The sequence below is a fragment of the Bacteroides sp. AF39-11AC genome (genome assembly GCF_003474285.1).
In the GTDB taxonomy this organism is placed as follows: Bacteria; Bacteroidota; Bacteroidia; order Bacteroidales; family Bacteroidaceae; genus Bacteroides.
In genome coordinates this window covers 269,420-295,894 of the sequence record NZ_QROH01000006.1, presented here as the reverse complement: position 1 = coordinate 295,894, position 26,475 = coordinate 269,420, and the positions used below count along the sequence as shown (strand labels likewise).

Below are 26,475 nucleotides of genomic sequence, written 5' to 3'. Positions count from 1 at the left end.
AAAATTAAAGGCTATCTTTTGATACCAAGAAGCGCCTTTGCATTATTCAAAGCAGCTTCTGTCAAAGTAGCCCCACTGAGCATATGGGCTATTTCCTCTACCCTCTCCTCATCTGCCAGACGGCGTATGTGGCTATTGGTTTCGGTTTCGTTATCTTGCTTATATACTTTATAATGTGCACATCCGCGCGCAGCAATTTGCGGCAGATGGGTAATACTGATTACCTGGCGATCCTGTTCGCCCATTTCTTGCATAATATCTGCCATACGATCGGCAATCTCACCGGATACTCCTGTATCTATTTCATCGAATACAATAGTGGGCAATTTCACCGCACCGGCTATCATAGCCTTGATGGACAACATGACACGTGCAATCTCACCACCGGAAGCTACCGATGAAATGCTTTGCAATGCGCCGTTCTTATTGGCAGAGAAAAGAAAGTTTACAGTATCTTCACCGTGTACACCAGGCTCTTTTCTCATTCCCATTTCCACCTGAAAACGCACATTAGGCATACCCAACGGAACCAAACGGGAAGCCATCTGCTTCTCAACTTCACGGGCAGCACCAGTACGGGCTTTGGTAAGTACAGAAGCCTGCTTTTTCACCTTATTATATAAGGTATCACAAAGAGTTGTCAACTCACCGATACGTTCATCATAAGAAGTAATGGCTGCCAACTTTGCTGCATATTCCTCAGTAAGTGCCAGCAACTCTTCTACGGTAGTTACTCTATGCTTTTGCTGTAAGGTATAAATCAGATTCAACCGATCGTTCACCTCTTCCAGACGCTCAGGGTTAAACTCGACATCCTCTTCCTGAGAAGAAACCTCCTGAGAAACATCTTTCAATTCAATATATGTACTTTCCAGACGTTCAGCAAGTTCAGTAGCCGGAGAATAAACTTTTTGCAGACTAAGCATTGTATTCAGACTTTCCTTCAACCCAGCCAACAAACTACCTTCATCAGAAATCAGCAACTGCCCGACACGGAACAAACCGGCCTTTATTTCTTCAGCATGACTCAATGTATCCGTCTCTTGCTCCAGTTCTTCCTGTTCACCTACAGATAAATTCGCTTCTTCTAACTGTTCCAACTGGAAACGGATATAGTCTTCATCTGCTTTATTCTGCTCAGCACGAGCTATAAGATCAGTCAAGTCCTGTTGTGCCTGCTTCCATTCTCTGTACAAAGATTGATAAGCGGAAAGTTGTTCATCATTATGAGACAATATATCGAGTACATTCAACTGGAATCCTTCTTTATTCAACAAAAGATTCTGGTGCTGAGAGTGCACGTCAATTAACTGTTCCCCAAGCTCTTTCATTTGTACAAGCGAAGCCGGAGTATCATTGATAAAGGCACGACTCTTGCCGGATGCATAAACCTCACGACGCAAGATACACTCTTCTTCATATTCCAGTTCATTCTCTTCAAAAAAAGGCTCCATACCATAAGTTGAAATATCAAAACGAGCCTCAATCACACACTTCGATACACCCTGGCGAATGGCCTTTACTTCGGCACGCTGCCCCAGCAACAAGCCGATAGCACCTAGTATAATAGACTTACCAGCACCCGTCTCACCCGTAATAACAGAGAAACCTGCACCAAAGCTAATATCAAGCTTTTCTATAAGCGCGTAATTTTGTATGTAAAGCGAACGTAACATGATTTATTTACAATTTTAAATCTTACTCACTTCCTATTATTGTTTTATCTTTTCCCACTCGGTAGCCAGCGAAGGATTGATAGAAGAAAGCAGTTCACAAACCTCTTCTTTTTCCTTCATTGCAGCACGAGAATAAAGATTAATCAATTCATCTTTCTTTATTTCAGTAAACAAACCGGGCAATGCCGACATAGGTTTATTCTGCTGCGCCTCTTTCAGACCGCTAAGCATAGATGTTATTGTAGCACGGGCACGGGTAGCATTCACTGAAAGTTCATCCATACCTGTACGATGATACCCATACATCAATTTGCGCAAAGGCGTCATACCATCTTCCAGATAATCGGAAACCAACGCATAACGATTCCGACTGCTATCGAACGCTTTCCAACCGGTTTCACCAAGATTCTGTGCAGCTGTTACAATATCTTCAGCCGCCCGAAAAACCTCCGTACCACCTTGTGGAGCCATTGTATCCATGTCCAGTCCGATAATCATATAAGCATAGTAAGCAATTACTGCCGTCAGATTACTGTCAATAACATTATCCCGCAGTTCCAGCGGATCAAACTCACGATAGTTGAAAGCAACATCCGTATCTTTAAAGCTAAAAACTACCGTCTGGTAACCGGATTGCCAGACAGGACGTGTAGACTGTATAATCAACTCACATTTCCAACGCCCGTCCGCCTCATTATACTCTTTCACAGTCAAGTTCATAGAGCAACGAATCCGTTCATTCATTTCATACTGTGCCTGCGTCCACCGACGGGTATTGATAAACTCCATCAAAGCATTTTCAAGCGTAGTGAAAACCTGTGTACTCGTACCTTGTATCTGAGAATAATTCACCGTAAATTTACAATTCAATTCCTGGGCAGCAGACTTTAACACCACCACAACCAGAAGCAGAATCATATAAAGTGTCTTATTCCTCACTAGCTATATTTACTTATTCTTCAATACTTCCACCAGACGATCTACAATATCCGCAGCTACTTCCGCTTTTGATTTCAACGGAAAGTCCGTCTTACTTTCAGGGTCGATGATACTGATTTTATTCGTATCGTACTGAAAACCGGCTCCCTTATCATTCAGGGAATTCAATACGATAAAATCCAGATTCTTCCGTTGCAATTTATCTTCAGCATTATGCAGCTCGTCATTCGTTTCCAAAGCAAAACCTACCAGCACCTGGCGATCTTTCTTCATCTGTCCCAGACAAGCGGCTATGTCTTTCGTAGGTTTCAAACGCAACGTCATTTCCTCTTCCTTTTCCCGCTTTATCTTAGCATCAGCAACCTGTTCCGGTGTAAAATCGGCAACAGCAGCCGAAAGAATAGCAGCATCAGCCTCCATAAAAAAGTTACACGCTGCATTATACATCTGATCTGCTGATTCCACAACAAACCAATTTGCCGGATATTTCAATTGCTGTTGCACCGGACCTGATATCATAATAACCTTAGCTCCACGGGCAGCACATTCATCAGCAATAGCAAAACCCATTTTACCGGAAGAATAATTTCCGATAAAACGCACCGGATCAATCTTCTCATAAGTAGGTCCGGCAGTAATCATAATGGTCTTACCACGCAAATCACCTTCTTTTCCGGCAAAATAATTCGCCAAATACTGAATAATGACTTCCGGTTCTTCCATGCGTCCCTTACCTACCAGATGGCTGGCAAGTTCTCCCGTACCCGGTTCTATAATATGATTTCCGTAAGAACGAAGCGTATCCAGATTCTTTTGTGTAGAAGGGTGGGCATACATATCGAGATCCATGGCAGGTGCCACAAATACCGGAGCTTTAGCCGACAAATAAGTCGTTATCAGCATATTGTCAGCCACACCGTTGGCCATCTTGCCAATCGTTGAAGCAGTAGCCGGAGCTACAAGCATAGCATCCGCCCATAAGCCCAGATCCACATGGCTATTCCATGTACCGTCACGCTGGGTAAAAAACTCACTGATAACCGGTTTACTCGTCAGTGCCGAAAGCGTAATTGGAGTTATAAATTCTTTCCCCGCAGGAGTAATGACAACCTGTACCTCAGCACCTTGTTTTATCAATCCCCGGATTATATAACAAGCTTTATAGGCAGCAATACTTCCGGTTATACCTAATACAATTTTCTTACCTTTCAGTGTATTCGCCATGATACTCTACTTATTGGTTAATTCACGTAGACGAATCTTAGTCAACATTGCCTTGGTATTCAGTGTAAAGTCGCTGTTCAGTATCCAACTATAATAGCCCGGATCACGCTTCAATACATCTGTCACCGACATCCCTTTGTATTTTCCAAAATTGAATACTTCCACACCATTATCATCATAAACCATACGTCCTGCGAAATCCACATTCTTGTTAAAGCTGGAATATTCAGCCAGGAAAGCGATGTCATTCTGCAATTCCGGATAACGGTCCAGCTGTGCCATCAGCACCTCATAAGTGGCTTGTGTATCAGCTGCCGCCGTATGTGCATCCTCCAGATTCTTTCCACAATAGAATTTATAAGCAGCAGAAAGTGTACGTTGCTCCAATTTATGGAAAATGACCTGTACATCCACAAACTTACGGCGGCTCAGGTCAATATCTACACCGGCACGAAGAAATTCTTCCGCCAGCACGGGAATATCAAAACGGTTGGAATTAAATCCTGCCAAATCACATCCTTCTATATCATTGGCAATGGTACGGGCCACTTCTTTGAAGGTAGGGCAATCTGCCACATCCGCATCATAGATACCATGAACGGCAGAAGCGCCTTCGGGAATATGCATTTCCGGATTAATACGAAGTGTTTTTGCTTCCTCATTACCGTTGGGGTGTACTTTGAGATAACAGATTTCAACGATACGGTCTACATTGATACTCGTTCCGGTCGTCTCTAAATCAAAAAAAACAATCGGGTTTTTGAGGTTTAATTTCATTATTATTATAAGTATAAGCTACAAGCTACGAGCTACAAGCTATAAGTGACTACACTATGTCCCGAAAGACACTCGTAGTCTGTAGCTTGTAGCTCGTAGCTATAGCAATTATTAATCATTCAGCATCATCGGCATCAGCAGCATCAACAAATCCTCATTTTCTTCTTGTTCAACGGGGATGATGACACCTGCACGTGACGGGTCTGCCAGTTCAATTATCACTTCATCAGCAGCAATATTATTCAAAATATCAATCAAGAAAGTTGATTTAAAACCAATACTCATCGGATTACCATCATACTGGCAAGCCAATGTCTCTTCAGCAGAAGTAGAGAAATCGATGTCCTGGGCTGAAATCACAATCTGATTGGGCTGCATACGCAACTTGATAAGACTACTTGCCTGTGACGAGAAAATAGATACACGACGCAGTGCACCTACCAGCTGCATACGGTCCACAGTCACTTTATAAGGATTATTCTGCGGTATTACTGAATTATAATTAGGATAACGTCCTTCAATCAGACGACATACCATGCGGTATTTCTCCAATGTAAATACAGCATTACGCTCATCGAACTCAATAACAACCTGTCCTTGTTCTTTAGGCAACAGGTTCTTAATCAACGAAGCCGGTTTTTTAGGCAGAATAAATGCTGCACGTTCATTACCTTTGGCCGCTAATGTTTTGCAACGCACCAGTTTGTGACCATCAGATGCCACCATTGTAATATCTTCTGTGGTGATATCAAAATAGATACCATTCATCACCGGACGAAGTTCATCATCAGCCGTAGCAAATACGGCACGATTAATGCCACCCAACAATACGGATGCTTCCATCTCTACACGTACGGCATTATCGCCCAGCATAGCCGATTGAGGAAATTCATCGGCATTTTGCCCCATCAGACTATACTTACCGTTTTGATACTGTACTGTGATTTCCAAGGAATCAGTATTCACTTCAAACGACAGCGGTTGCTCGGGAATTTCCTTCAAAGCATCCAGAATTGTTTTAGCAGCCACGGCAAAACGTCCGTCAGCATCACTTTCATTCACTTCAACTGATGTTACCATCGTCGTTTCACTATCCGAAACAGTAACCGACAATGTTCCATCTTTCAGTTCAAAGAGGAAACAATCCAAAATGGGCAACGCATTCTTCGAATTAATCACACGGCTGATAGCCTGTAAATGGCTGGAGAGCGCAGTACTCGAAACGATAAATTTCATATGTTCTGTGTATTTAAGTTTTATATTATTCCCTATTCATACTATATCTTCATAGTATCGGACAAAGTTACAAAAAAAGATCTTCCCACAACAAAGAAAATTAAGAAAAAACGCCCGGAACTTCTCCGGATTTCCCTAAAAAATTGTAACTTCGCCGCATCATTTAAAAAGAATGCAATGGAATTTACTGGAAAAATTATCGCTATACTCCAGCCAAGAGGCGGAGTGGCAAAGTCGGGCAATGAGTGGAAAGCACAAGAATACGTGATTGAAGACCACGGCCAATATCCCCGCAAAATGTGTTTCGATGTTTTCGGAGCAGACAAAATAGAACAGTTTAACATCCAGATGGGTGAAGAACTGACCGTATCATTTGATGTAGATGCACGCCAATGGCAAGACCGTTGGTTCAATAGTATCCGCGCATGGAAAGTAGAGCGTGTCAGCGCTGCAGCTCCTGCCGGTGTACCGGGTGCACCTGTTCCGCCACCGGCACCGACTGCTGCACCGGAATTCTTGGCAGGTGATGCTAAAGATGATCTGCCGTTCTAAAGTATATAAAATTTAGGTATAATAAAAAAGAGGAGAATTCTCCTCTTTTTTATTATATAATTACAAGTATTTTGAACCTCACATTTACCCTTTGTATAAAAGCACCAAATTCGGATATACCACCTCTTCTACACAAGTAAACTGTATGGAAAGTATAAAATGGCGGAAAAACTTCGCTTGACGAAAGAAAAAGTTAGGTATCAGACGTACATATGTTTCCGGTTGCTCTACCATCCTTTCCATATCCACCATCATCACAAAGCTATACGATGGTGAAAGACTTCCTATTCCTTCCTCGTAAAGTGCCGTATCATCCAGCACCTCTCCATTCTCCATAGCATCTATATAGGCAGTAAGACTAACCACATCCGGTGCCATCAACAAATGCCCACGATAAAAACAGACATACGTATAAAGAGCCGATTCTGTGATACCTGTTAACTGAGTCAGTAAAGTATTTCGAGGCAATACATAATAACGGTGTCCCCATGCTTTGGGATAAAGATGATAATCAGGACGTTCCTGCGGAACAGGAGGTGCATCCACTTCCTTGGGAGAAGTGTAAAGCAATGATTGCAAACGACGTTCAGCCTGCGACATATTCTTCACCGGAACACTCATCACTGCACATGGATACTCACTTAATGTATCTTTCGGCTCGAAGAGGCAAGAAATCACCTGATCTCCCGCATAAGTCTTCAGAAAGTCCATCCACTCCTCATCCCTCTCTTTGATATAATCGGAATAAGTAGCTTTGGCATATTCCTGCTCTGCCGTAAAACTGCACATGGCATCCATATCTGAAATAGCCCAACAGTCATAAAAGAAAGTAGAAAGTGGAAGTTGTTCTCCCGGAAACCCCTCCACCGGCTGCTGATGGCGTAAAGCATTAATAAAAGTGCGTGTAGTGTCCGAGCCATGGCTGATACCTGAACAATAAATGGCAGTTTCATTCAGCTTCAAATCAAACTCCGCCCAACTTCCCAAATAGGTTTGCGAACGAATGCCATCCGTATTTTTCCCCATATCTACCGACTTGATGCGCACATACACCGTAGCTTCCACATTCGTATTCTTTCCTGCATGCATCAGCTTGAATGAGGGCATATCTATTAACGATTTCTTAGAAAGTCGTGCATCAATCACTTGTTCTACCAATCGTTTCTGAAAACTAATTGCCAGAAAGTCCGGCGTGAAATACGCCGCCAAAAAGCGCCCCTCAGGCATAGGATAAATACTAATCTCTTCACCCCTGTAATCAAAGAATTTAGAAGGAAATGCACTGGAACTATATTTCCTGATAAACGACTCCACCAACTCATAATCGCCCGAACCCAGACTGCAATACAACACCTGATTCAATGGGTTATCCGGTTCATGGAAACTGATAAGCATTTTATTCATCTGCTTACTAAGACCATGCGGAGTATCATCGAGCAAGGTATGCAGATAGTTTTTCAGATAGACAAAGAGTTCGGAAGCATAAAGGAAGTGATTATCTTTGCTGCAACTCAGTTGATTGATACCATCAACCAGCTCAGCCATACGATCTGTCTCCAACACAGCCATTGCACTTTGAGGGACTAAAGTATAAAGATTAAAATCTTTCTGACTCTCCACCTCATTCAACCTGAAGAATGAATACACCCCGAACCCCGTACATAGCAATACTATGGACACAATCACGGCAATTCTTATGATAAGACGTAACTTCATGGTTTTTCAGGCATCAAGTTTCGGCAAAAATAATTATTTCTACTAATAAAACAAAACAAATGTTTCAAAAACTTTAGTAGATATAAAAAAGTTTTAGAATGCCTGTACCTTAAAACTCAATTTCCATACCGTCAAAGGTCAAATGTACATCGGGCGGAAGCTGTTTTTCAAGCTCGGCATGCAATCCGGCATGATGACTCATATGGATAAAATAAGTTTCCCGTGCGCCAATGCGCTTCGCCGTTTCCAATGCTTCGGAAATACTCTGATGCGTAGGATGCGATTTTACACGTAAGGCATTCACAACCAGAACATCCAAGCCATGTAATTGTTCATAGGATTCTTCGGGCATAGTCAGCATATCTGTAATATAAGCCATACATTTACCGATACGATATCCCAGAATAGGCAGACGTCCGTGCATCACCTGCAAAGGGATAATCTCCGTATTATTGATGAAGAACGTTTTTCCGGCTTCCACTTCCTGCAAAAAAATTTGAGGAACACCCGGGTATTTATGCTCCAGAAAACAATAGGGCATCCGTGCTCGCAAGTGAGTTGCCGTATACTCATCGGAGTATATAGGTATTTCACCGAAACGACAAAAAGGACGGAGATCATCCAACCCACCTACATGGTCATAATGTTCATGGGTAATCAGCACTCCATCTATTTTTTCAAACGAAGCTGCACGCAACATCTGCTCCCGAAAATCCGGTCCACAATCAATCAATATCACCGCATCATCCGTATGCAACAAAGACGATGCACGCAAACGGTTATCACGCGGATCGGCAGAAGTACAAACTTCACACTTACAACCTATTTCAGGCACTCCTGTCGATGTTCCGCTCCCTAATATTCTTAGTTTCACGTCTATTACCTATTAATTATCAATCTTTCAAATAAAATTCACTTCGGGATGAATGTCAATACCAAACTTCTCACGAACTGATGCCCGTACAGCATCCGAAAGTGCTACAATGTCAGTTCCCGTTGCCCCACCCCGGTTTACTAATACCAACGCCTGCTTATCATGCACAGCGGCAGGTCCCAGCGCCTTACCTTTCCAACCGCACTGGTCTATCATCCAGCCTGCAGGAATTTTGATCCGGTCAGTCCCCATCTCATAAAAAGGCATTTGAGGATACTCTTCCTTCAAAGCCTCAAAGACTTCACGCGAAACGACAGGATTCATAAAAAAACTCCCGGCATTACCCAGCAGTTTCGGATCAGGCAATTTACTTTCACGAATATCAATGATCACCCGGCGCAATGTTTTCAAATCTACTTTCGGATATTTTTCAAGCTCCTGGCGGATCGTACCGTAATCCAGCGTATAATGTTCTTTCTTACTCAAAGAGAAACAAACATACGTGACAAATACCTGCTTCATTTCCGGATTTTTAAAAATACTGTTCCGATATGAGTAATTACATTCATCCACTTGGTAAACATATTTCGTTCCTTGTATGTTCACCGTCTCCACGGAAGAAATCAAGTCTTTCACCTCTACACCATAGGCACCAATATTCTGTACAGCTGCCGCTCCTACCTCACCAGGTATAAGAGACAGGTTCTCAGTTCCGTACCAACCACGTTCCGTGCAATAGTCCACGAAATCATCCCATACCACACCGGCACCTATACGCACCAAAACCTTTTCTTCATTTTCAGCCGTTACTTCAATGCCACCAATGCGCGAATGCAATATCACCCCTTCATAATTTCCAGTAAACAGCAGATTACTCCCTCCGCCAATATGCAGATAAGGAGAAGTGATACACCCGTCGGCAATCAACTTCTCCAATTCTTCTACCGAACTGTATTCCAGAAACACGGCAGCTTCCACATCAAGTCCGAATGTATTCGGTATCTTCATTTAATTTTTAATTATTAATTATTAAATGCTCGTATCCTCATATTTATGTAATTCCCACTCTCCGCGATGTCTGCGGAAATAGAAGATATTGGTATATCCATTTCCAATCCCGTTCACTTTCAGGATTTTCGTATTTGAGTTATCACTATTCTTCTGTCCATAATTGATATTGGATAGTTTATCCACAGGCAATACAGGGCGGAAAGCATACCACTGGTTCAAATCAAGCGTAGTCTCCAAAATAGAAAACTCATCATCCGGATCTATTGTGATATACTCCAAAGGTTCCCGGATATGTCGACTCTGATAAATGCTGTCGGTTACAAAGCGAGAGTAAAACGCAACGAAGTCTTCATTTTCCCCCTGCTCTATCTGGCGAAGATTGATAGCTTCCAACATCCATACCCCCTTAGTACGTTCAAAATAGTATTTCTTCACCATACGGTTTTCAAGAAAAATCCATTCCACCTGTACAGAAGTGAGTGCAGTATCTCCCACCAACTCCAGATCATCTTCATCATCAAAGAGCAATGTATAATAACTCTGCTGGGTAAACAAATAATCATGTTCCCAATCCTCCTTCTCTATTTTCGAAGGTGTATCGACGTTGTAAAAAGGCAACGGAAATTTGGTCCGCTGCCGTTGCAGGGCATCATCCGAAGCATAACTATAGATAAAATCATCAAATGATTCATCCGCTTCTATGGGCTTAGGGCCGTTATCCTCTTCAACCTCCGGCACAGTATCAACCTTATGTGAAGCAGAATCCACCAAATTGGTGATTGTTGCAAAAGGGTCCATCTTCGTTTTCTTGTTGCCGCATGACATCAAGAAAACGAGAAGAAAGAACCCCAATCCTATTTTTCTCATTCTTTACCGAGACCTCATCAGGTCACTTATTTAATTTAGCTCTTAACTTTTCAAGCATGTCCACCGTCATGGACTCTAAATCATACTGCGGTTTCCAATCCCACTCTTCACGAGCACAGGTATCATCCAGACTATCAGGCCAACTGTCAGCAATAGATTGCTTCAATGGATCAATTTCATATACCATTTCAAAGTCGGGCACATGCTTCTTGATAGCCTGACAGATCTCTTCCGGATCAAAGCTCATAGCAGCGATATTGAAAGCATTCCGATGCTTCAGACGTGCCGGAGCAGCCTCCATCAATGAAATAGCTGCATTCAGCGCATCAGGCATATACATCATATCCATATAAGTACCAGGTTTCAAAGGACATACAAACCTTTCACCTTTCACTGCGGAGTAAAATATATCGACTGCATAGTCGGTAGTACCTCCACCCGGAGGGGTCACATTGGAGATAATACCCGGAAAACGAACCGCACGGGTATCTACACCATATTTAGTATAATAATAATCACTCAATAATTCGGTAGTTACTTTGGTTACACCATACATTGTACGGGGACGCTGAATCGTATCTTGCGGCGTCTTCACATGAGGTGTAGCTTCTCCGAACGAACCGATGGAACTCGGGGTAAAGACTGCACAACCATACTCGCGCGCTACTTCCAGTACATTCCATAATCCGTCGATACCGATTTTCCAAGCCATGGCCGGACGACTTTCAGCAACCACCGAAAGCAAAGCAGCCAGATTATAAATCGTATCAATCTTGAATTGGCGTGCTACCACTTCAATAGACTGACGGTCGGTCACGTCAGCAATAGCTGAAGGCCCTGACGCTTTTAACTCCCCTTTAGGCATAGCACTCGGAATGTATCCAGCGATAACGTGGTCATCCCCATAACGTTTACGCAACTCCAATGTGAGTTCCGAACCTATCTGTCCGGTTGCTCCAATTACCAAAATATTCTTCATACGACTTATTTATAAGGTACTCCTTACTTAGAGACGCGCAAATATACATACTTTTTTTTCATTATTCTATCATTTTGCTATTGTTATTTGAAGAAAAATCGTGTCCTTTGTATCGTTTAGTATTAAGATGACAAACTTTTAATTTATAAAGCTATGTACGGGAAAATGAAAGAACACCTCAGCAACACACTTGCTGAAATTAAAGAGGCCGGACTCTATAAAGAAGAACGCCTGATCGAGAGTGCGCAACAAGCCGCCATCACCGTAAAAGGGAAGGAAGTGCTGAATTTCTGCGCCAACAATTACCTGGGTTTGTCCAACCATCCGCGACTGATTGCCGCTGCCCAAAGGATGATGGATCACCGTGGCTACGGCATGTCTTCCGTACGCTTCATCTGTGGAACACAAGACATTCACAAAGAACTGGAAGCTGCTATCTCCGACTATTTCAAGACAGAAGATACCATTCTCTATGCTGCCTGCTTCGATGCCAATGGCGGAGTATTCGAACCCCTTTTCACTGAGGAAGATGCTATCATCTCCGATTCACTGAACCATGCCTCTATCATCGACGGCGTGCGTTTGTGCAAGGCCAAACGCTACCGCTATGCCAATGCTGACATGAGCGAACTGGAGAAATGTTTGCAGGAAGCACAGGCCCAACGTTTCCGCATTGTTGTAACAGATGGTGTATTCTCCATGGACGGCAATGTAGCTCCGATGGACAAGATCTGTGACCTGGCAGAAAAATATAATGCCCTGGTCATGGTAGACGAATCCCATTCCGCAGGCGTAGTAGGACCCACAGGACATGGCGTAAGTGAATTGTACAAGACTTACGGTCGTGTAGATATTTATACCGGCACATTGGGTAAGGCATTCGGCGGTGCCATGGGCGGATTCACCACAGGACCGAAAGAAATTATCGACCTGTTACGTCAACGCAGTCGCCCATACCTGTTCTCCAACTCTGTAGCTCCGGCCGTAATCGGCGCAAGCATCGAAGTCTTCAAGATGCTGAAAGAAAGCAATGCCCTGCATGATAAGTTGGTAGAAAATGTAAATTACTTCCGTGAAAAGATGACTGCTGCCGGGTTCGACATCAAACCGACCCAAAGTGCTATCTGTGCCGTCATGTTGTACGATGCCAAACTTTCTCAGATTTACGCTGCCCGTATGCAGGAAGAAGGTATTTACGTCACCGGATTCTATTACCCTGTAGTTCCGAAAGACCAGGCACGTATCCGCGTACAAATTTCTGCCGGACATGAAAAAGAACATCTGGATAAATGTATAGAAGCATTTATTAAGGTAGGAAAAGAACTTGGAGTATTATCGCGCTAAAGCGCGATAAGCTACGAGCTACAAGTGACAAGTTACAAGTTGCTGCGCTGTATTCGTGAGCGAATAATTATTTGCCAGACTACCATACCGGAAGACCTTGCAACTCGTCACTTGTAGCTTGTAGCTTTTATCACCGGCAATACCACCGTAAACCTGCTTCCCTTTCCCAACTCCGACCACAGTTCGATTCTTCCTTGCAATTTCTCTACAATCACCTGGCAAATGGAAAGCCCCAAGCCGGCTCCCTGTGAAAATTCATCCTGTTTATAGAAGCGACTGAAGATCATCTTCTGTTCCGAATGTGCAATTCCCCTTCCGGTATCTTCCACATAAATGGCAACCTTATCCTCATCAGAAAGATAACAATATCCCAGCTTAATATACCCTACCTTAGTAAACTTGGAAGCATTATTCAGGAAATTAGTTAGCACCTGTGTCAAACGTCCCTTATCAACCATTACTTCCACTTGTACAGCATTCAATTCTTTGATAAATTCCAGTTGTTCAGGGATTAGCATTTGATGAGTAGTATAAATACTGTCGACCAAATCCGAAACAAGACACTTCTCATATTCAAACGACATATACCCGGACTCAATACGTGACAATTCCAGAATATCATTAATCAACTTCAGCAATAAATCACTATTCTTATTTATACTACCGATATACTCCAGTCGTTCCTCCGGATTCAGTTCATCATCAAGCGCCAATATATTAGAGAATCCCACAATTGCATTCAACGGTGTACGTATCTCGTGACTCATATTTGCCAAGAAAGATTGCTTCAGCTCAGCCTTTTCAGCCAGTAGTCGCGCTTCTTCCAACTCTTGTTCACGATCTTTAATCGCTTGTATATTCAACAATAATCCGGCAGCTTTATATCCTCCTCCCGGCAATATAATGGTCTTATAACGAAATTCCCACCACTGATATCCTTTTCCATTGAAATCACAACGCACCTGAGAGATGACCTTACCTGCCTTAGAAATATTCCTCCAATACCTCTTTACCTCCTCCCAATGGTCCGGATGCATACATGATAGCAAATCTTCAAAACTAAACGATTTGGATATCATATTCTGCGATTTCCAAAAATCTTTTTCAAAGATAAAGTGATCATTTTCCAGCCTCCATGCAAATGTATCACTGCCCTCAATAGCTAAGGCTAATGTTTCTTTCTCATTTTCCAATTCATAAAGGGCACGCTTCTTTCTGCCTTGTTCACGACGATAAAGGAAAAAAAGCCAAACAAACAGTGTGGAAAGTGAAATAATAATCACCAAAACTCCTGTTCCCCATAATACCGGATATTTCTCACGGAAAGGAATATTTATAATAGTACATTCCTCCGGAATCCTTTCTTTGGAAATACCTCGCTGCTGCATCACATTCCAATCTATCACATATTTCTTTCGGCTCTCCCTAATAGGTATATCCGAAGGCTTTTCGCCATGCAAAATACGTACAGCTGCGCTCACCTCCTCTTCCGCCAGAATCGGAAATGTCGTTATATATCCGCCAAGCAATTTTTCATTATATCCGAATGCCTCATTGATAGCTGTCAGGCTGGGACTCGCACAAATATTCCCGATATTGACAGTCGTATAGTCACGCTTCATCTGGAGGTAACACATTCCTGTAGAATATTTACTCAATGTCCAGATAAAATTGGCAGTCTCCTGCCTTTTCCCAATCCGTACCGACAAACTGGAAAAACGTGCATACCCAGGCTTTCTGGGATACTGTAATTGTTTTTCACGAGGCAATCCCGTGTAGCCCACCAGGCAAGTCACCTTCTCATCTTTCAACTGCTCCTTTATTTCTTCACGTATCTGTCGGTCAATATACGTAGAGTCTAGCACCGTAAACAGTTCCACTTCTTCACCAAACAGTTTTGCTCCCAGACGTATATTTCTCATAATATCCATTCGGTCATGAAAGCCCGTTGCGTTGGGATACTCTTTTAGTAATTCCCAGTTCGGATAATTCACTCCACCAAAAACAATAGGAACCTCCTTCACTAAAGGATGACTGCACTTAAATAGTGAATAAGCAGCCTGATCATCATTCACCAAAATAATTTCAGGCTTCCACCCCTCAGAAACCGAATCGAGTAATTGATGCATACGCTTCAGTTCCGGTTCTTCTTGATAGGCTTCACAGTCCAGATATACAATGCGAATATCCGCATCCACCCCATTTCTTCTGAACTCTTTATCTATAAATCGATTAAAATCAGGATAGCCGATATAGCTTTCCTCATAGGAATGTACGATCAGAATCCGCCTTTCTTCCCAATCCGAGCAACTACTCAAAACGAAAAAAAACGGAAGAATTAATACATATATACACAGGAGGGCGTTTTTCATTATTCAATACCCTAATTTACGGTGGAGCAAAGGTAGGATAAATCATTAATAATCCCAAGAAAACAAAAAAGAAGCTGTCTAAAAAAATCAGACAGCTTCCCTACTTAGCAATTCTATATCAAAAGATTATTAACGTTCGCCCAATTTCACATCTACAAAGAAGACACCAGTTGCACCAGCTCTCTTAATCATATCAACGATACCTGAAGCAGTAGCCTCTTCTTCTACCTGTTCGCGTACAAATCCCCAAAGGAAGTCCTGCGTTGCTTTATCTTTTTCGGCAGCAGCCACATCCACCAATTTGTCAATCATTTCAGATACACGGCATTCGTGTTTGTACACCTGTTCAAAGACTTCCAGCGGAGTACCGAAATCGTTGGGAACTACATCCAGCTTATCAACTTTGGCCTTACCGCCACGTTTAATTACGTAATCGGCCAATGCACAGGCATGTTCGTTCTCTTCTGCCCACTGTTTTTTCAACCAATGTGCCATACCACAATATCCTTCTTTCTCCATATAGAAAGACATAGCTAAATACATGTTAGCCGACCACATTTCAGCTGTAATCTGCTCGTTAATTGCATTTTGTAATTTTTCAGTAATCATAATCGTATTTTTAGTTAAATTGAAATCATTACAAAAGTAACAATGATACACAGACATTGTTCATTTGATAACATTTTTTATATAAAAGATATCAGATCGAGGAGCTACTCCCTGCAGAATTGCTACAACATCGATATATGAACGCTCATTAATCCACACTTCAACTCTATTATTCAAAAAAGAAAGCGCACAAACCTATTATTAGGAGGCTTGTACGCTTCGTGTATATATTGGTAATTTTACACCAGTTCGTCCGAAGTATACCCCTGTGGCAACTCACGACAGTTATAGCTCGAAGCCATTATCTCACCATAAGCACCGGCAGAACGCAACGCTATCAGATCTCCGCGCTTCACTCTATTCAAATCAACAGCTTTTCCGAAAACATCCGACGATTCACAGATAGGCCCTACCACATCATACGCCTCAACTGTATCCTCGGAAGTAATATTCTCTATCTTATGATAAGCCTGGTACAATGCAGGACGAATCAAATCCGTCATACCAGCATCAAGGATGGCAAACTTCTTATTTGCTCCCTGCTTTACATAAAGCACCTGTGAAATAAGTGAACCGCACTGCCCCGTTATGGCACGCCCCAATTCAAAATGGAGTGTTTGATAAGAACGAAGTTTCAGATGCTCGGCATAAGTAGAGAAGTAATCCTTAAAATCAGGTATTGCCTGACGGTTGGGATGCTTATAATCAATACCCAGTCCACCGCCTACATTGATATGCTCGATGCGGATGCGACGAGCTTCCAGCTTGTCCTGCAATTCATTCACACGATTGCACAGGGCAACGAAATCACCCATATCCAATATCTGCGAACCAATGTGGAAATGCAGTCCGATAAACTTCACATTCTTCATCTCCAAAGCCACTTCTATCACATGATCCATGTCTTGCATGCTAATGCCAAACTTGTTTTCCGCCAGTCCGGTAGTGATATTGGCATGAGTATGAGCCCCCACATTCGGATTGATGCGAAAAGCGACATTAGCCACTTTACCTTTAGCCGCAGCCAGTTCATTGATAATCTCCAGTTCGGGAATGGACTCTACGTTAAAACAGAAAATATTATAGTCCAGACTTTGGTTTATTTCCCAATCAGACTTGCCCACTCCGGCAAAAACAATCTTATTTGTAGGAAAACCTGCCTTAACAGCAGCACGCACTTCTCCTCCACTCACACAATCGGCACCCAGTCCGTTCTCACGGATAATAGAAAGCACCTTCGGATTAGCATTTGCTTTCACAGCATAATGTACCTCAAAATTGCCATACTTGGCGGCTTCTGCACGTACACAAGAAAGAGTGTCGCGCAACACCTTCGTATCATAATAATAAAAGGGGGTACGCAACTCACGGAATTTATCAATAGGAAATGTTCCTTTCATACTTCAAACTTTGTTTATAAAGAAAGGAACGCAAATTACGCGAATCACACAAGAGCCTTTATCAGGGAATTGTGCAATTTGTGTAATTTGCGTTCCATATCATATTATATCTGTACTTTCTTATTTCTCTTATTCTTCGTTGAACAGTGCATCACTAAGCGATCGTAATGCCTGATTCTTATCGCACTCACGGATAAGGAAAGAAATGTTGTAGTTACTGCCACCAAATGAAATCATTCGTACCGGTATGTCGCGCATGGCATCCAATGCTTTCGCTTCAAAACCTACATTTTCCCACTCCAAATCACCTACCACGCAAACGATACACATATCCTTATCCACCGTTACAGTTCCGTACTTTTTCAGGTCATCCAGAATCTCGTTGAGATGCTTCGTATTATCTATAGATACAGATACTCCTACCTCAGAAGTACAAATCATATCGATAGAAGTCTGATAGCTTTCGAAAATTTCAAAGACCTTGCGCAAGAAACCGTGAGCAAGCAACATGCGGCTGGATTTAATCTTGATAGCCGTAATGTTATCTTTTGCTGCAACTGCCTTGATTTTGCCCTTCTCGGTATCATTGGAAATCATAGTACCGGGAGCAGTCGGGTCCATCGTATTCAGCAGACGCACCGGTATGTTGGCATACTTGGCGGGCTGTATACAAGTGGGGTGAAGAATCTTCGCACCAAAATAAGCCAACTCAGCAGCTTCTTCAAAATGAAGATGACGCACAGGAGCAGTCTTGTCAACAATACGCGGGTCATTATTGTGCATACCATCAATATCGGTCCATATCTGAATTTCGGAAGCATTGATAGCTGCACCGATCAGAGAAGCAGTATAATCGCTTCCTCCACGTTGCAGATTATCTATTTCTCCGTAAGCGTTGCGGCAAATATATCCTTGTGTGATGTAAATCTCAGCACCGGGATGCAATTCCAACTGCATCTGAAGTTTCTCCTTAATATATACAGGATCGGGCTCCGCATTCTTATCGGTACGCATATATTCCAAAGCCGGAAGCAAAATAGACTTCACGCCACACTCTTGCAGGTAATAGTTCATCATGGCGGTAGAGATCAGTTCTCCCTGTGCCAGAACCACTTTCTCCTCAAACAGCGTGAAAAGGTCTTTGGTATAAGAACGGATGTAGTCAAAATGAGATTTAATCAGTTCCTGACCTTTCTGTTTATACTCGGGAGTGGAATACAACTCATTCACATGCTGTTTATATTTAGCCTCCAGCTTGTTAATGATTTCGTTGGCACCCTCCGGATTTTTCTTGTACAGATAGTCCGAAATTTCCACCAATGTATTAGTTGTTCCCGACATAGCCGAGAGTACAACTATCTTCTGTTCACCATCAGTGATCAATTTGGCTACTTCCTTTATCCGCGGTGCAGAACCTACGGAAGTACCTCCAAACTTTAAAACTTTCATTTTCGTTCCTGTATTAAATGATTATATATTATTATTTGTTTCTTCTACAGTCGGCATCATACCCGAATACTCGGACGTTACGTCTGTTATCTGATGACCAGCACAGCGATATACCTGTCCCGGAAACTCGTGAAGCAGATGAAGGTTATGCGTAGTCATCAATACCAGTGAGCCACCCGTGCGGCTGATGTTATGTAATAGTCCTACAATGGCACGTCCTGTTTCCGCATCCAGATTACCGGTCGGTTCATCCGCCAAGATAATCTCCGGAGAGTTGAGCATAGCACGGGCAATAACGATGCGTTGCTGTTCGCCTCCCGAAAGTTCGTTAGGGAACTTATATCCTTTATTACCCATTCCTACCTGCATCAGCACTTCAGCAATACGATCTTTTATTTCCGATTTGTTTTTCCAGCCCGTAGCCTTCAATACAAAAGCAAGATTATCGTTCACCGTACGGTCCGTCAACAGTTGGAAATCCTGAAACACGATGCCCAACTTACGACGCAACTGTGGAATATGCTTGCGCTTAATACGACTCATATCATAACCCAGCACCATTGCTTCGCCGGCAGTAATATCCAGTTCTCCGTAGAGAGTCTTTAGCAAACTGGTCTTACCCGAACCGACCTTACCGATCAGATACACAAACTCTCCCTTCTGCAGCTCGAGGTTTACCTCATTCAGCACGCACAAGTCCTGTTGGTGTACTTCCACATCTTTATATCGTATCAGCGGTTCAGCCATTCCCGTTTAATTATTAATTTTTAATTATTTAGTGTTTCTTCCACGAAGCGCTATGGCGTTCCTGCAATTCGCGTGCCAAATCTTCCAAACTGTATCCTTTGGATGTCAGCAGCACGATGAGGTGGTATATCAAATCGGCTCCTTCATAAATCAACCGTTCATCAGTTCCGTTGCAAGCTTCGATCACTGTTTCTACAGCTTCTTCACCCACTTTCTGTGCCATTTTATTCACACCTGACTCAAACAGACTGGTTGTGTAAGAACCTTCCGGCATCTCCTCGTGACGCTTAGTTATAAAATCCTGAAGATGCTTCAGGAACATTACAGGCTGTTCATTTTTCTCGCCCCAACATGTATCCGTACCTGTATGGCAAACTGGTCCCACAGGGTGTACCTGAATCAGCAATGTATCCTGATCACAGTCTTCCTTGATAGAAACGACATTCAGGAAATTACCACTCTCCTCACCTTTCGTCCAAAGACGGTTCTTGGTGCGGCTGAAGAAAGTCACTTTACCGGTTTCTACCGTTTTGTCGTAAGCTTCTTTATTCATGAAGCCCAACATTAACACCTTAGCGGTGTCTGCGTCTTGTATGATTGCCGGAACAAGTCCGTTCATCTTATCAAAATCCATTTTTATATAATTACGAATTACAATTTACGAATTACAATGCGGTATAAGCATCTTATCATCCCTTACACCGTTCGCATCGAGATTCCTTGGGCGCAAAGATAAGATTTTAAATCGGGAATTTTAATTTCTCCGAAATGAAAAACACTGGCTGCCAACGCTGCATCTGCTTTTCCTTGCAAAAACACATCACGAAAATGCTCTTTTGTTCCTGCTCCGCCCGATGCAATCACCGGAATAGAGAGGTTATCAGACATTTCAGCAAGTGCTTCATTGGCATATCCGGTCTTTACGCCATCATGATTCATGCTGGTGAAAAGTATTTCTCCGGCACCACGTTCCTGAGCTTCTTTGGTCCAGGTAAACAGCTCCTTATCTGTTTCTACACGGCCTCCATTCAGATAGCACCACCAGCCTTTTTCGGTCTGTTTGGCATCTACCGCCAGCACACATACCTGTGAACCGAAGTTCTTAGCTATTTCATCAATCAGTTCGGGACAGCGAATTGCAGAAGAATTGATAGAAATCTTATCTGCACCAGCATTCAGCAGACGGTCTACATCACTCAATTCGTTGATACCGCCACCTACCGTAAACGGAATACTGATATTGGCAGCAATGCGCTTTACCAACTCTGCAAATGTCTTGCGACCTTCAAAACTGGCTGTTATATCCAGAAAAACCAACTCATCAGCACCTTGCTCACTATACGCGCGTGCCAGTTCCACCGGATCGCCCGCTTGACGCAAATTGACGAAATTGGTTCCTTTCACTGTTTGTCCGTCTTTGATATCGAGACAGGGAATAATTCTTTTCGCTAACACCTCTGTTTTGTTTTAACGATTTATATTCATGAGGATATATATAATCTAAATCTAACTCAATTGAGAATGATTTGTCAATAATCCTACATCATTCTTTCAATTTCCTTCAGAGTAATATGCCCTTCATACAGAGCCTTACCAAAAATTACAGCCGGTACTCCAGCCGCTTCCAATGCACGTATATCTTCCATACTGCTGACCCCCCCACTTGCTATCAGGTAAAGGTCAGGATGTTGTTCCAGCATTTCCTTGTACAGTTCAATAGAAGGCCCTTGCAACATACCGTCACAACTAATATCCGTGCAAATTACTTTCTGAATACCTTTCTCTACATATTCTTTCAGAAAAGGGAACAATTTACAAGCACTTTCGTCCTTCCAGCCATTCACAGCTATCTTCCGGTCTTTCACATCCGCACCAAGAATTATCTTCTCACTGCCGTAAACTTCCAGCCAATGGCAGAACAACTCAGGATTTTTCACCGCAATACTGCCGCCTGTAACCATCTGCGCCCCATTCTCAAAAGCTATCTTCAAGTCTTCATCACTTTTCACACCACCACCGAAATCAACGATCAGGGAAGTCTGTGAGGTGATTCTATTCAAAACATTATAATTGACTACATGATGAGAAGCCGCTCCGTCCAGGTCTACCACATGAAGCCGGCGAATACCGTGTGCCTCCATTTCTTTGGCCACTTCTACCGGATTTTCGTTATATACCTTCTTACTGTCATAGTCACCTTGCGAAAGGCGTACACACTTTCCGTCGATAATATCTATTGCAGGAATAAGCTCTATCATATATTCATCTACTTAATTATAATTCTAAAAAATTGCGCAAGATACGCTCTCCCACACCTCCACTTTTCTCCGGATGGAATTGGGTAGCGTAATAATTATCCTTATGCAAGGCAGCGCTAAACGGTTGTATATAGTCCGTCACAGCAGCCGTATATTCATTGACGGGAACATAGAAGCTATGCACAAAATAGACAAACTCTTCTTTTGTAAAGCCTTTGAATAAGCCACTGTTCGTCTCTGTGAGCGTATTCCAACCCATGTGAGGCACTTTATCCTCATGCTTCTGTGGAACGAAACGCTTCACTTCCGTATCAAAAATACCCAGACAGTCCACATCTCCTCCTTCTTCAGAATGGCGGCACATCACTTGCATACCCAGACATATCCCTAGAAGAGGCTGTCTAAGCTCCTTTATCAATGCATCCATACCACTGGCACGCAGAAACTTCATGGTTGTTTCCGCCTCGCCCACACCTGGAAAGATCACTTTGTCCGCCGCACGCAATTCATCTTTATCCGCCGTTACCACAGCTTCCACGCCCAAACGCTTCAGCGCATAATCCACCGAATAGATATTGCCTGCATTATATTTGATAATCGCTACTTTCATGAATATACCTTAACTAAATATCACTGTTTTATTCTTATATGCCAGTACCTTGCGCTCAATATGCTTCTGCACGGCACGCGAGAGAACAATCTTTTCCAGGTCTTTCCCCTTATTTACAAGATCCTCTACAGCATCCTTATGAGTGATACGAACCACATCTTGTTCAATGATCGGCCCTGCATCCAGTTCCGTTGTTACATAATGACTGGTAGCACCAATGATCTTCACACCACGCTCAAATGCTGCATGATAAGGTTTTGCTCCCACAAATGCAGGAAGGAAAGAATGATGAATATTGATAATCCTATTAGGATAGGCATCAATCATCCGTTCTGAAATCACCTGCATATAACGCGCCAGTACAATAAAGTTCACCTTATGCTTTGCCAGCAATTCCATTTCTTTTTTCTCCTGTTCTTCTTTAGTCTCCTTTGTAATAGGGAACAAATAGAAAGGTATTCCGAAACGTTCGGCTACATGTTGCAAGTCGGGATGGTTGCTTATAATAAGAGGAATCTCGACGTTCCACTCTCCTGCCGTATAGCGTGCCAGTAAATCGAACAGGCAATGTGACATCTTAGACACAAATATTGCCATGCGTGGTTTCGTATCCGAGAAATAGAGACGGAAAAACATTTCATATTTCTGTGCGTACAGCGTAGCAAAATAATCTTCAATTTTCTCTTGCGGTATCAGGAAGTTCTTCAATTCCCACTCGATACGCATGAAAAAGATATTCTCCACATGATCGACATATTGGTCCAGATAGATAATATTTCCCTTGTTTACCGTTATAAAGTCTGTCACTTCTGCCAGAATTCCCGGTTTGTCGGGACAGTGAAGTAACAGTTTGGCCGTTTTCATCATCCTAAATTATCGTTTTTATCGTTTTCAAATTACAATTTTCTCGATTTGAGTTTGCAAAAATAACGATTTATTGTAAAATAACGAAGTTTTCGAGCAAGAAGTTTAAATCAAGCAACAGAAAGCTTCGTTTTCATTACAAAACCATCCCAATCCCCTTTCACAAAAAGCTCTGCAAGAACTTATTTTTTTTCATATTCCAATGTTCTCAAAATGAGGATATAAAAGGAAAAGTGATAAAATCAAGCAAAAAAATTTCATCATAGCTATTGCAGGTTTCAAAGAAATGCCTACCTTTGCAACCGCAATCGAGAGAGAAAGCAATTAAAGAAATGAAATTATGGTGCGTTAGTTCAGTTGGTTAGAATACATGCCTGTCACGCATGGGGTCACGGGTTCGAGTCCCGTACGCACCGCTTAAAACTCTGAAATCGAATGATTTCAGAGTTTTTTTTCAGTATACCGGATGACTCCGTCTAATAGCAATTACATTCCAAACCTCGATGTATCCACTTCTTTCAGATTCTTTTTCTTATACCCTCCAAAGCGATAAATGAAATTCAGAGTAAAAGCCCGCGAATAGAAAGCACTGTTCATATCTAAGTCTTGTCCCTTGAAACGAACTTTAGTCTTAGGCATCCCTGTATTAAGAATATCATTACAACGAGTGGAAAGGCTCATCCTGTCGTTTGCAAAACTCCATTTCAGTCCGGCAGTAAGATTAAAGATAGATTCAATATCGAATGTTCCTTGTATAACCGGCGTTTGCACATTCCCCATCAATTCAAAAGCCAGATTTTTATTCACTTTAAAAGTATTATCCAGCATAGCACTGAACATCCACTTTTTTCGATTGAAAGGTATATCAAAGAAATCATCACAACGTTGCCTCATCTGCATACCGGCTACAGTCAATCGAGAATCCAACCAATTTCCTGTTTTGAAAGGTAATATGATATTTGCTCCCCACAACTGCATATAGTTCCAGTTTGTATTTTTATAAATTAGCACCAGTCTGTCGGTAGATTGATAAGGAGTTTGTATAAAGTAATCTGGAGTATGCATAAAGAACAGGTTAAAAATATATTTTTGCTTCAAGATATAACTCCCGTTCAGATTGTAATTAGTCATAGGTTTCAATCCCGGCGTTCCCCACAGTTCAGTGTACCCGTTGAGATAACTAACAGACGATTGCATATCCCAATAGCTCGGATACGTCTTATCTGTAGATAAGGAGAATTGGAATGTATGCTTTGGCGTTTTAAAGTAAGTCAGCGATGCCTGTGGATAAACCGCCCATTTATGATAATTGCCAATAGTATAATATTCTCCCGTAGCCGATACTGAGAACGAAACTCCTGTCTCGTAGTTTTTACTGAGTGACACATAAAAATTAGTAGTCTGCTCTTTCAGATCGGAATACATATTCTGAGTATGAATATCCCCCACTACCTTATCATAAGTTTGAAAATCACGATCTTTTGCAAACCGATAGGATACCCCATATCCTAAACTCCACCCTTTAGATAATGGATGCTTTTGATCTGCATAAATAGAATAGCGATCTATTCTTTGTCCGCCAACCATTGAAAAACTGCTTTGCCTGCCATCCTGATAGTCAGCATAGAGGCTTTGATGATTGTCGGATTTATAATGCGTATAATCACCACCTATTTCAAGCCCAAATCCTGAATGATACTGCAATGTGACATTATTCATCTGCGTATCAAGATATTTATCTACATTACTGGTTTGATAATTTCCTGTCGTTTCGCTACTATTATGCTGATCGGGGCTATAACTGCCTGTATATATCACATTGATTGTATGATTGTCATTGAAATTATATTCAAATGCAGTTCTGAAATTGTGATTCCAATACTTACTGCGTAATTGCTCATTCTGACTGATATCGTACCGTTCATTTTTCAGTGTATGCCTGGAATCGAGGTCTATATATTCCATATTCTTCACATCATTCGCTCCATACATCACATCAAAAGCCATCCTGGGTGTCGATATACGGAAATTCCCCTTCATGCCACCACTATTAAAATATTGATTCTTATAATCAGCACTTACTTCTCCTTGAAAAGAATAGTCATTCGAGCGTTTTAAAACAACATTGATAACCGCTCCCCGTACATGATATTCAGGGGGTGCACTATACATTACTTCCACTTTCTCCACCCTGCTTACCGGCGTATTACGCAAAAGAGTTTCAAGCTGCCCGACATCCATTGTGGTAGGTTTTCCATTCAGGATTACAGTCAGATTTCCTGCACCGACCAGAGTCATTGCCCCCTTACTTTCTTGCACTCCCGGTAGCCTCATCAATGCTTCATAGGCATTATTCACTACTTGCTTTTCAGACAAAACAGCGAGATTATAACCTAAACGTCCATTCTCCACTTTCACAAATGGGCGTTCCGCCTTTACCACCACTTCATCCAAGGCATAATCCTGAGGCTGTAACTGAATAGTCCCGGCATTTTTTCCATTGCCGGTTACTTGCTTCGTATGAAATAAAAGATGTTGGATAATCAAGCGGTATTTTTCTTGTTGACCATTCAAAGTGAATATACCGTCAGCGTTTGATATAGACGCATCTATATAAATAGAGTCTACCGTTTGCAATACAATGGTTGCTCCCTCTATGGGGCGCTGTTCGCTGTCTATTATCTTGCCGTTAATGGTTTGTCCCCAAACGGCTGTTTGAAAACTGCCTACTACAATATAGCTGATTACAGATAAGATTACTTTATTCAATCGCATCATTCTATGTCATTTACAGATACTAATGTCACCATTAGTTCGGATTACAGAAATTTCATGTTTTGATTTCTCTGTTTATAGACGAAGCGAAAAAATCATATTTGGTTTATAAAGAAGAAAAACATTTAATATTCTTAAATATAAGATTCACTCATAACCCTTGATGTATCCATTAATATACGCTCGCTGCCTTACC

General features: G+C 42.1%; 23 protein-coding genes and 1 tRNA gene. 3 read left to right on the top strand and 21 right to left on the bottom strand.

The window, feature by feature from the left end; translation table 11 throughout:
- Positions 1-11: 11 nt before the first annotated feature.
- From recN to dnaN, 5 genes are all read right to left on the bottom strand, one after another.
- Positions 12-1,676, bottom strand: coding sequence for a DNA repair protein RecN (gene recN / locus DW036_RS14980; RefSeq protein WP_118465100.1), 1,665 nt, complete (start codon positions 1,674-1,676; stop codon positions 12-14).
- A 36-nt stretch (positions 1,677-1,712) separates the two neighbouring features.
- Positions 1,713-2,594 carry a DUF4835 family protein gene (locus tag DW036_RS14975; protein WP_118465099.1) on the bottom strand — a complete coding sequence of 294 codons (882 nt, stop codon included), beginning with the start codon at positions 2,592-2,594 and terminating at the stop codon, positions 1,713-1,715.
- A 30-nt stretch (positions 2,595-2,624) separates the two neighbouring features.
- On the bottom strand, positions 2,625-3,839 hold the full coding sequence (coaBC, locus tag DW036_RS14970; protein ID WP_118465098.1) for a bifunctional phosphopantothenoylcysteine decarboxylase/phosphopantothenate--cysteine ligase CoaBC: 1,215 nt from the start codon (positions 3,837-3,839) through the stop codon (positions 2,625-2,627).
- Between the two features lie 6 nt (positions 3,840-3,845).
- On the bottom strand, positions 3,846-4,616 hold the full coding sequence (locus DW036_RS14965) for a 3'-5' exonuclease (protein ID WP_118465097.1): 771 nt from the start codon (positions 4,614-4,616) through the stop codon (positions 3,846-3,848).
- Positions 4,617-4,727: 111 nt separating this feature from the next.
- Entirely contained in the window at positions 4,728-5,852 is a 1,125-nt protein-coding gene (dnaN, locus tag DW036_RS14960) for a DNA polymerase III subunit beta (RefSeq protein WP_118223803.1), read from the bottom strand.
- Between the two features lie 177 nt (positions 5,853-6,029).
- On the opposite strand from dnaN, the gene DW036_RS14955 reads away from it, so the two are divergent.
- A complete protein-coding gene (locus DW036_RS14955) occupies positions 6,030-6,404 on the top strand; it encodes a DUF3127 domain-containing protein (protein ID WP_118223851.1) in 375 nt (124 codons plus the stop codon).
- Between the two features lie 84 nt (positions 6,405-6,488).
- On the opposite strand, the gene DW036_RS14950 is transcribed toward DW036_RS14955, so the two are convergent.
- From DW036_RS14950 to DW036_RS14930, 5 genes are all read right to left on the bottom strand, one after another.
- Positions 6,489-8,120 (bottom strand): hypothetical protein, encoded by a 1,632-nt coding sequence (locus DW036_RS14950; RefSeq protein WP_044533985.1) that lies wholly within the window; start codon positions 8,118-8,120, stop codon positions 6,489-6,491.
- A 109-nt stretch (positions 8,121-8,229) separates the two neighbouring features.
- On the bottom strand, positions 8,230-8,994 hold the full coding sequence (locus DW036_RS14945; protein ID WP_118465096.1) for an MBL fold metallo-hydrolase: 765 nt from the start codon (positions 8,992-8,994) through the stop codon (positions 8,230-8,232).
- Between the two features lie 27 nt (positions 8,995-9,021).
- Complete coding sequence (gene murB, locus DW036_RS14940) at positions 9,022-10,002, bottom strand: UDP-N-acetylmuramate dehydrogenase (protein ID WP_118465095.1); 981 nt, start codon at positions 10,000-10,002, stop codon at positions 9,022-9,024.
- 21 nt (positions 10,003-10,023) lie between these two features.
- Positions 10,024-10,872: a DUF4348 domain-containing protein gene (locus DW036_RS14935; protein WP_118465094.1), complete on the bottom strand. Its 849-nt coding sequence runs from the start codon at positions 10,870-10,872 to the stop codon at positions 10,024-10,026.
- A gap of 22 nt (positions 10,873-10,894) precedes the next feature.
- Positions 10,895-11,851, bottom strand: coding sequence for an NAD-dependent epimerase/dehydratase family protein (locus DW036_RS14930; RefSeq protein WP_021967226.1), 957 nt, complete (start codon positions 11,849-11,851; stop codon positions 10,895-10,897).
- A 153-nt stretch (positions 11,852-12,004) separates the two neighbouring features.
- On the opposite strand from DW036_RS14930, the gene kbl reads away from it, so the two are divergent.
- Positions 12,005-13,195, top strand: coding sequence for a glycine C-acetyltransferase (kbl, locus tag DW036_RS14925; protein ID WP_118465093.1), 1,191 nt, complete (start codon positions 12,005-12,007; stop codon positions 13,193-13,195).
- 107 nt (positions 13,196-13,302) lie between these two features.
- On the opposite strand, the gene DW036_RS14920 is transcribed toward kbl, so the two are convergent.
- The 10 genes from DW036_RS14920 to purU form a co-directional block, all read right to left on the bottom strand.
- Positions 13,303-15,567: a HAMP domain-containing sensor histidine kinase gene (locus tag DW036_RS14920; RefSeq protein ID WP_118465092.1), complete on the bottom strand. Its 2,265-nt coding sequence runs from the start codon at positions 15,565-15,567 to the stop codon at positions 13,303-13,305.
- Positions 15,568-15,696: 129 nt separating this feature from the next.
- Positions 15,697-16,176 (bottom strand): ferritin, encoded by a 480-nt coding sequence (locus tag DW036_RS14915; RefSeq protein ID WP_118465091.1) that lies wholly within the window; start codon positions 16,174-16,176, stop codon positions 15,697-15,699.
- Positions 16,177-16,415: 239 nt separating this feature from the next.
- The gene (gene lysA, locus DW036_RS14910; RefSeq protein WP_118465090.1) at positions 16,416-17,576 is read right to left on the bottom strand and encodes a diaminopimelate decarboxylase; all 1,161 of its coding nucleotides are present in this window, start codon (positions 17,574-17,576) and stop codon (positions 16,416-16,418) included.
- A gap of 129 nt (positions 17,577-17,705) precedes the next feature.
- Entirely contained in the window at positions 17,706-19,025 is a 1,320-nt protein-coding gene (locus tag DW036_RS14905; RefSeq protein WP_118465089.1) for an aspartate kinase, read from the bottom strand.
- Positions 19,026-19,046: 21 nt separating this feature from the next.
- A complete protein-coding gene (locus DW036_RS14900; RefSeq protein WP_007209750.1) occupies positions 19,047-19,772 on the bottom strand; it encodes a cell division ATP-binding protein FtsE in 726 nt (241 codons plus the stop codon).
- 28 nt (positions 19,773-19,800) lie between these two features.
- Positions 19,801-20,412, bottom strand: a complete 612-nt coding sequence (gene hisIE, locus DW036_RS14895; protein WP_118403606.1) for a bifunctional phosphoribosyl-AMP cyclohydrolase/phosphoribosyl-ATP diphosphatase HisIE — start codon at positions 20,410-20,412, stop codon at positions 19,801-19,803.
- Positions 20,413-20,468: 56 nt separating this feature from the next.
- Positions 20,469-21,227 carry an imidazole glycerol phosphate synthase subunit HisF gene (gene hisF, locus DW036_RS14890; protein ID WP_118465088.1) on the bottom strand — a complete coding sequence of 253 codons (759 nt, stop codon included), beginning with the start codon at positions 21,225-21,227 and terminating at the stop codon, positions 20,469-20,471.
- Between the two features lie 83 nt (positions 21,228-21,310).
- Positions 21,311-22,030: a 1-(5-phosphoribosyl)-5-[(5-phosphoribosylamino)methylideneamino]imidazole-4-carboxamide isomerase gene (gene hisA / locus DW036_RS14885; RefSeq protein WP_118465087.1), complete on the bottom strand. Its 720-nt coding sequence runs from the start codon at positions 22,028-22,030 to the stop codon at positions 21,311-21,313.
- A gap of 16 nt (positions 22,031-22,046) precedes the next feature.
- The gene (gene hisH, locus DW036_RS14880; RefSeq protein WP_007216310.1) at positions 22,047-22,640 is read right to left on the bottom strand and encodes an imidazole glycerol phosphate synthase subunit HisH; all 594 of its coding nucleotides are present in this window, start codon (positions 22,638-22,640) and stop codon (positions 22,047-22,049) included.
- Positions 22,641-22,649: 9 nt separating this feature from the next.
- Complete coding sequence (purU, locus tag DW036_RS14875; protein ID WP_118465086.1) at positions 22,650-23,507, bottom strand: formyltetrahydrofolate deformylase; 858 nt, start codon at positions 23,505-23,507, stop codon at positions 22,650-22,652.
- A 339-nt stretch (positions 23,508-23,846) separates the two neighbouring features.
- Between purU and DW036_RS14870 the strand changes: the two genes are divergently transcribed.
- Positions 23,847-23,920 (top strand) — tRNA-Asp (locus DW036_RS14870).
- Between the two features lie 70 nt (positions 23,921-23,990).
- Here the strand turns inward: DW036_RS14870 and DW036_RS14865 are convergent.
- Entirely contained in the window at positions 23,991-26,282 is a 2,292-nt protein-coding gene (locus tag DW036_RS14865) for an outer membrane beta-barrel family protein (protein WP_118465085.1), read from the bottom strand.
- Positions 26,283-26,475 lie beyond the last annotated feature (193 nt).